Source organism: Campylobacter concisus, assembly GCF_002914195.1.
Classification (GTDB): Bacteria; Campylobacterota; Campylobacteria; order Campylobacterales; family Campylobacteraceae; genus Campylobacter_A; species Campylobacter_A concisus_M.
In genome coordinates, this window is the sequence record NZ_PPAU01000026.1 from 1 (window position 1) to 474 (window position 474).

At 44.9% G+C, this 474-nt stretch carries 1 protein-coding gene; it reads right to left on the minus strand.

Annotation, left to right across the window (positions count from 1 at the left end; translation table 11 throughout):
- The coding region (locus CYP28_RS00695; RefSeq protein ID WP_141090880.1) for a tRNA-ribosyltransferase family protein at positions 1 to 474 on the minus strand (474 nt) is incomplete at both ends.

A 474-nucleotide genomic window follows, 5' to 3' on the forward strand; every position in this document is an offset into this window, starting at 1 on the left:
CAAAATTTACGTGCCTCATAATCGGTGCCGCCTTGAACGATACCAAAGATATTTTGGTTTAGCCCAATGCCCTTGCTTTGCATAAATTTGTGATAATCAATCGCCTCTTTTGCCCATTTTATCGTTCGCTTTATGCTTAGATCTATCCTTTTTGGCTCAGCAGGCAAGGCGACTAGATCATCAAGTATCATCATGATGTCGCTGCCTAGCTCATACTGCGTGTCAAGGACGGATCTTGGCGTGAAGTAGTGCGTGCTGCCGTCGATGTGGCTCTTAAATTTTATCCCGCCATCGTCGTTTTTGGTGTTTGACCTAAGCGAAAATGCCTGAAATCCGCCGCTATCAGTTAAAAACGAGCGATCAAATTTAGAAAAGCCGTGAAGTCCACCAAACTCACGCACGACCTTGCTGCCAGGGCGCAGATACATGTGGTAGGTGTTTGCTAAGATTATCTTTGCGTCTAAAATTTCACTC